This is a genomic window from Paenibacillus sp. 01T422 (assembly GCF_056398785.1).
In genome coordinates this window covers 1-7,304 of record NZ_JBFTQB010000244.1, presented here as the reverse complement: position 1 = coordinate 7,304, position 7,304 = coordinate 1, and the positions used below count along the sequence as shown (strand labels likewise).

The following is a 7,304-nucleotide window of genomic DNA, read 5'->3' as shown; positions in this document are numbered from 1 at the left end:
CCCTTGGAGATCAAAAAAGCCCCCTGACTTGAAGCTGCGTCAGGGGGAGTATTGGCATGAGCAAATGATGCTGCCAATTGGAGAATTCATCTGTTGCAGGTCGTGAATAAAGAGGCGCACCCGTAAATAATGATGGTGCGCTGCCTCCATCATTATTTACGGGTGCACTTTCTGTATTGCACATTCTACATTGCACTTTCTACAACATACAAAGGACATAAACCGTAGAAGCCTTACTCTCGTTGCACAAAGTACACTCATTTCACCTAAATTGCTCCTAAAGTAGTCAGTTTTGGCGAATTCGTTGCACAAAGTGCAACGTAGAGTGGTGTAGGTGCGCTTAACCAGCCTTTTTGTTGTACAAAGTACAACATAGGTGGCGATTCTACTTTAGCTGTTGGCTTTTTGTTTCATTTGGTGTTGGTGGGATTCAATTACACATGAAGCGCGGGAAAGGTGCGCCGCGCCTCCACCATTAATCTACATTGCACTTTCTACAACATACAAAGGACATAACCGCACAAACCTTACTCTCATTGCACAAAGTGCACTCATTTCACCTTAATCGCCCCTAGAGTAGTCAGTTTTAGCGAATTCGTTGCACAAAGTGCAACGTAGAGTGGTATAGGTGCGCGTAATCGGCTTTTTTGTTGCACAATGTGCAACATAGGGAGCGATTCTGCTTTGGCTGGTGGCTTTTTGTTGTGTTTGGCGTTGGTGGGAGGTAAGTGGGAGACAGCGCATCATAAGTGAGCCAAGCCTGCTTGGATGAACCYGTGGAACCCAACGGTGGAAAAGGTGCGCCGCGTCTCCACCACTTATCTACATTGCACTTTCTACAACATAAAAAGGGCATACACCGCACAAGTCTTACTCTCGTTGCACAAAGTACACTCATTTCACCTAAATTGCTCCTAAAGTAGTCAGTTTTGGCGAAATCGTTGCACAAAGTGCAACGTAGAGTGGTGTAGGTGGGCTTTACCGGCTTTTTTGTTGTACGAAGTGCAGCGTAGAGTGGCCTAGGTACGCGTAACTGGCTTTTTTGTTGTACGAAGTTCAACATAGGGTGGACTAGATGAGCGTAACCAGCCTTTTTGTTGTACGAAGCTCAACATAGGGTGCGATTCTACTTTGACTTTTGGCTTTTTTTGTTGTATTTGGCGTTGATGGGAGCTCAGTGGGTGACAACGCGTCATAAGTGAGCCAAGCCTCCTTGGATGAACCTGTGGAATCCAAGGAAAACTGAAGCGGTTGGAGAGGTGCACCGCGCCTCCACCACTAATCTACATTGCACTTTCTACAACATAAAAAGGCAAAAACCGCACAAACCTTACTCTCATTGCACAAAATACACTCATTTCACCTTAATCGCCCCTAGAGTAGTCAGTTTTAGAGAAATCGTTGCACAAAGTGCAACGTAGAGTGGTGTAGGTACGCGTAATCGGCTTTTTTGTTGTACAAAGTACAACATAGGGTGGCGATTCTACTTTGGCTGGTGGCTTTTTGTTGTGTTTGGCGTTGATAGGAGCTGAGTGGGTTGGTCGAGGTGCACTAACTAGCTTTTTTGTTATATTTGGTGCTGGTGGGAGGTAAGTCAGAGACTGCGCGGCATATGAGAGCCAATCCTCCTAGTGAGGCCGAGGTATTTTAGCAAACAAAACAAGAGTCCAAGGCATCAATAGATCGATGGCCCTGCACTCTTTTTAATCAAAACCTATGTAAACCTGCTTTACTTGCTTGGAAAATTTATTCCCTACTCATTCCCAATATACGAAGCATACTCATCAGCCGTCAGCAAACCTTCAAGCGCATCCGCGCCGGAAACCTCAACCTCGACCATCCAGCCTTCGCCAAACGGCGCGCTGTTGACAAGCTCAGGTGAGCCTTCCAATGAACCATTCACAGCCGTTACTTTGCCAGATACGGGCGAGAAAATATCGGAAACCGTTTTGACCGATTCCACACTGCCGATGCTTTCATTTGCGGTAATGGATGTGCCAGCCTTAGGCAGCTCAACAAACACAATATCTCCCAATTGATCTTGGGCAAAATCAGTAATACCTACACGGACTAACGTGTCCGACAGCTTTTCTACCCACTCATGGTCTTTGGTGTATAACAAATTGGCTTGTACGTTACTCATCGTTTTACGCCCTCGCTTACCAGCAAATTTTGATTTTAGCTTAATCTAATGGGAACATCAAAGTCAAGGCGGACGAAGGGAATTTTTATGAAAACTTACAATTGACAATTCACACCTCTCTAGGCAAAAATTAATACAATACTTCAAATTGAATATTGGCGAATGATGGTGCAAGGAGAGACCGCAGTGAATATCGCGGCGCCGAAGGAGTAAGCCCAATAGTGGTGAATCTCTCAGGCAAAAGGACTTGTACCGGACGCAACTCTGGRGAGCTTCGGATGAACGCGCAAGCGGGAATTCGGACACCAAAGGGGAAACTTGACGGACCGAACATGGATCTGATCGAGGTAACTCTCAGGTAAAAAGGACAGGGCAAAAGGTATGTTTGTGTTGCATATCTTTTGCTCTTTTTTGCATTTTGGGCAAGATATGGGATGTACAAAATCGAAGGTGAGGTAAACGCATGCTGAAACGTACACCGCTCTTCCCTGTTTATGCGGAGCATGGAGCGCGAGTTATTGATTTTGGGGGCTGGGAGCTGCCGGTGCAGTTCACAGGTATTCAAAAAGAGCACGATGCCGTCAGACAGCAGGCTGGACTTTTTGATGTGTCGCACATGGGAGAAGTCCGGGTCACCGGGGAAGACGCCCTCCCTTTTCTGCAAAAAATCACCACGAACGATGTGGCAAAGCTCGAAGACGGGCAATGCCAATACAGCCTCATGTGTTACCCAGACGGTGGCGTCGTAGACGATTTGCTCGTTTATAAATTAGGCGACAACAACTACATGCTCGTTATTAACGCATCCAATATCGATAAAGATGTGGCATGGATGCAGCAAAATCTGACAGAACACCATACCGAGATTACCAACATTTCCGATGAAACCGCTATGCTCGCCGTGCAGGGTCCCCATGCCGAACAGATTTTAGCCAAATTAACAGACGCGCCTATTCAGACTTTGAAAACATTCCGTTTCCTATCGGGCGTGAAGGTATCCGGTATCAACGCCCTCCTATCCCGTACGGGTTATACCGGGGAAGACGGCTTTGAGCTATACATCAATCAACAGGATGCCGTGCAGCTGTGGAAGCTTCTGCTGGAGGCAGGCCAAGAACACGGACTCGTACCAGCCGGCTTGGGTGCTCGTGATACGCTGCGTTTTGAAGCGCGCCTTCCCCTATACGGGCAGGAGCTCTCCAAAGATATTTCGCCGCTGGAGGCCGGGCTGAACTATTTTGTGAAGTTGGATAAGGGAGACTTTATCGGCCGTGATGTGATCGCTGGTCATAAAACGAACGGCGCGCCGCGCAAGCTCGTCGGCATCGAAATGATCGACCGGGGCATTCCGCGTCCGCATTACAAGGTTTTCACAACGGAGGGTGCGCCTATTGGAGAAGTAACAACCGGCACTCAATCCCCTACTTTAAAAACGAATGTGGGCCTCGCTTTAATCGATTCCGCCTACAGTGCGCTGGGCACGGAAGTGAATGTGGAAATTCGCGGGGCACAGGTCAAAGCGAAAGTCGTAGCCACCCCTTTTTATAAAAGAAAACCGTAACCCGGAGAGGAGCAAGCCCCCACCATGAAGCATCGTTATTTGCCTATTACGGAGCAAGATCAGAAAGAAATGCTGGAAACGATCGGCATCTCCTCGATGGAAGAGATGTTCCAAGATATTCCCCAGAAGGTTCGCTTCCAAGGCGAACTGAACGTATCGAAGGCGCTGGATGAGCAAGGACTGCTGCGCTACATGCGCGGCTTGTCCAGTCGCAACGCCGAATTCGACCGCTACGCCAGCTTCCTCGGCGCTGGCATCTACGATCACCACCTTCCTGTGGTGATTAATCATGTCATCTCGCGTTCGGAGTTCTATACCGCGTACACGCCCTATCAGCCGGAGATCTCCCAAGGGGAGCTGCAGGCGATTTTTGAATTTCAATCGTACATTTGCGAGCTCACCGGCATGGCCGTAGCGAACGCTTCGATGTACGACGGCGCGACGGCGCTGGCCGAAGCCGGCGCCCTTGCCAGCGGAGCGACGAAGCGCAGCCGTCTGCTCGTCTCCCGCGCGGTGCACCCAGAGGCGCGCGGCATCTTGCGCACGACCGCCCGCGGGCTGAACTTGGAAGTGGTCGAGATCGGCCTCACGCCAGACGGCGTGACTGACTTCGATGACCTCGCTTCCAAGGCCGAAGGCGCCGCCGCCGTCATGCTCCAATCGCCGAATTTCTTCGGCTGCTTGGAGGATATCGGCGCGGCGGAGCCGATCGCGCACGGCGCGGGCGCGCTGCTCGTCGTGAGCGCGAATCCGCTCACGCTCGGGCTGCTCGAAGCGCCGGGCAAGCTCGGCGCTGACATCGTGGTCGGCGACTGCCAGCCGCTCGGCATCCCAGCTGCGCTGGGCGGGCCGACGTGCGGCTACTTCGCCGTCGCCGAAAGCTGGATGCGCCGCATGCCGGGGCGCATCGTGGGCCAAACCGTCGACCGCGCCGGCAAGCGCGGCTTCGTCTTGACGCTCCAAGCGCGGGAGCAGCACATTCGCCGTGAGAAAGCCACGTCGAACATCTGCTCTAACCAAGCGCTTCTCGCGCTCTGCGCATCTGTGTACTTGTCCACGATGGGCAAGCAAGGCATTCAGGACGTTGGCAAGCTCAACGTCCACAAAGCTCATTACGCGGCGAATCGCCTCACCGCGTCCGGCAAGCTTTCGCTGCCGTTTGCCAGCAGCTTCTTCAATGAATTTGCCGTCAAACTTCCGGACGGCACGAATGTGCAGGAGCTCAGTAGCAAGCTCCTGCAGCATAACATCATCGGCGGCTATGATCTTGGCCGCGACTATCCCGAGCTCGCCGGCCATATGCTAATTGCCGTCACCGAGCAAAGAACGCGCGAAGAGATCGATGCCTTCGCAGATGCACTGGAGGAACTCGTATGACGATGAGCACCAGCGAAAACAACATAAACGACAACATAAACGTGAAAAATGACGGCAAAGCACTCATTTTCGAAATGAGCCATGCGGGCCGTGTCGCCTATTCCCTGCCGGAATCCGATGTGCCGGAACTGGACTTGAACGACGTCCTGCCTTCCAAATTCCAGCGCAAGAACGCGCCGGAGCTACCGGAAGTGTACGAGGTGGATGTCATCCGCCACTATACCGCCCTCTCTCGCCGCAATTTTGGCGTGGACAATGGCTTTTACCCGCTTGGCTCGTGTACCATGAAATACAACCCAAAAATCAACGAAGACGTCGCCCGTTTCCCAGGCTTCGCCAAAATACACCCCTACCAGCCGGAAGAATCGCTTCAAGGCGCCCTGGAGCTGCTCTATAACCTCCAAAATGATCTTGAAGCCATTACCGGCATGGATCGCGTCACCCTTCAGCCTGCTGCTGGTGCACATGGCGAGTGGACCGGACTCATGATGATTCGCTCCTACCATGAGAGCCGCGGCGAAAAGCGGACCAAGGTCATTTGCCCAGACTCCGCCCATGGCACGAATCCAGCCAGCGCTACAGTCGCAGGTTTTGAGACCATTACAATCAAATCCAACGAACGCGGTCTCGTGAATCTCGATGAGCTTCGCAAAGCCGTTGGATCGGACACAGCCGCCCTGATGCTCACCAATCCAAACACACTTGGCTTATTCGAAGAGCAGATCGTAGAGATCGCCGAGATCGTCCATGCTGCAGGCGGACTCCTCTACTATGACGGCGCTAACGCGAATGCCATTATGGGCATTACCCGCCCCGGTGACATGGGCTTCGATGTTGTCCATCTCAACTTGCACAAAACGATGAGCACCCCGCATGGCGGCGGCGGTCCCGGTGCTGGCCCTGTCGGCGTCAAAGAAAAGCTCATCCCGTTCCTGCCTACGCCGCTCGTGGCGCAAAAGGAGAACGGCAGCTTTTATTTCGAATATAACTACCCGCAGTCAATTGGCCGCGTGAAAGGCTACTACGGCAACTTCGGCATCCTTGTCCGCGCCTATACCTATATTCGGACGCTCGGTCCAGAAGGTCTGCGCAAAGTATCCGAGTTTGCCGTGCTGAACGCCAACTATATGCTGGCAAGGCTGACGCCTTACTACGATGTGCCGCATCCCCGCTTCTGCAAGCACGAGTTCGTGCTGTCGGGCAACCGTCAGAAGAAGCTTGGTGTACGCACCCTCGATATCGCCAAACGATTGCTTGACTTTGGCTACCATCCGCCGACGATCTACTTCCCGATTAGCGTAGAGGAATGTATCATGATCGAGCCGACTGAGACGGAAAGCAAGCAGACGCTGGACGAATTCATCGACACGATGATCGCCATTGCCAAAGAGGCCGAAGAGAATCCTGATATCGTCAAAAATGCGCCATACACCACCGTGGTCAGCCGTATGGATGAAGCGCTTGCCGCCCGCAAGCCTGTCCTGAATTGCAGCTGCGGATAAAAAAATGGGGCTGCCGCAGAAGTCTTATGTTTCTTAGACTTCTACGGCAGCCTTTTTCACTTACTTATTAACTTCGTATAAATAGAAGACGAAATCGCTTGATGCCCCCGCATGCCCCAGCTGACGGAGCATCGAGGAAATATTGCCTCTATGGTACGTGCCGTGGTTCACGATATGCTGAATCAACTCATTGAGGCTAGCATTCAGCACGCCAAAGGTTGGATGCGGGAATTGCCTCTTCGCCTGCAGATCGTCGACGCCGTTCAGAAAAACGCGATACTCCTCGGCTTTTTCCCAGTACGCAGATTCAATTTGCTGCAAGCTTTTACCTGTAGTCTTAGCTTCAATCGTGCCGAGCAGCTCTATAATTTGCTCATAGCTGTTTCCCATCATGCCTGACAACCAAACCGTATCTACCTGGTAAATGTGTACGAGCCCTTGGTAAACCGTTGGAAACACATTACCAAGCTCCTGATGCAGGACTTCCTCCGGTAATTCCGCTAGTCGTTCGAATACTCTTTTATTGGCCCAGACGTGATAATCATAGGTTTTGATCGTTTGTTCTCTCATGCTTCATCCTCCTCAGAATGGAAACTGTGTTAAACATGAGCTCATTGTACCTCGTCTTCACTGACAAAAGCGGTCAGTCAATCGGCATCGAAGCATAATATTGATTTAGATTTTGCGTAATGTCCTGCAACAACTCGATAAGCATCTGGGG

General features: G+C 51.5%; 5 protein-coding genes and 1 riboswitch. Of the genes, 3 read left to right on the top strand and 2 right to left on the bottom strand.

What is annotated here, in order from left to right; translation table 11 throughout:
• Positions 1-1,753: 1,753 nt before the first annotated feature.
• The gene (gene gcvH, locus AC1DUA_RS15500) at positions 1,754-2,143 is read right to left on the bottom strand and encodes a glycine cleavage system protein GcvH (protein WP_477500623.1); all 390 of its coding nucleotides are present in this window, start codon (positions 2,141-2,143) and stop codon (positions 1,754-1,756) included.
• A 162-nt stretch (positions 2,144-2,305) separates the two neighbouring features.
• A riboswitch (glycine riboswitch) is annotated at positions 2,306-2,402 on the top strand.
• Between the two features lie 204 nt (positions 2,403-2,606).
• Between gcvH and gcvT the strand changes: the two genes are divergently transcribed.
• Genes gcvT through gcvPB form a run of 3 tightly spaced genes read left to right on the top strand, consistent with a single transcriptional unit; the run spans position 2,607 to position 6,583 of the window.
• Complete coding sequence (gcvT, locus tag AC1DUA_RS15495) at positions 2,607-3,704, top strand: glycine cleavage system aminomethyltransferase GcvT (RefSeq protein WP_477500622.1); 1,098 nt, start codon at positions 2,607-2,609, stop codon at positions 3,702-3,704.
• Positions 3,705-3,728: 24 nt separating this feature from the next.
• Complete coding sequence (gene gcvPA / locus AC1DUA_RS15490; RefSeq protein WP_477500621.1) at positions 3,729-5,081, top strand: aminomethyl-transferring glycine dehydrogenase subunit GcvPA; 1,353 nt, start codon at positions 3,729-3,731, stop codon at positions 5,079-5,081.
• A 2-nt stretch (positions 5,082-5,083) separates the two neighbouring features.
• Positions 5,084-6,583 (top strand): aminomethyl-transferring glycine dehydrogenase subunit GcvPB, encoded by a 1,500-nt coding sequence (gcvPB, locus tag AC1DUA_RS15485; protein ID WP_477500624.1) that lies wholly within the window; start codon positions 5,084-5,086, stop codon positions 6,581-6,583.
• 60 nt (positions 6,584-6,643) lie between these two features.
• Here the strand turns inward: gcvPB and AC1DUA_RS15480 are convergent, their stop codons facing one another.
• Positions 6,644-7,153 (bottom strand): DinB family protein, encoded by a 510-nt coding sequence (locus AC1DUA_RS15480; protein ID WP_477500620.1) that lies wholly within the window; start codon positions 7,151-7,153, stop codon positions 6,644-6,646.
• Positions 7,154-7,304 lie beyond the last annotated feature (151 nt).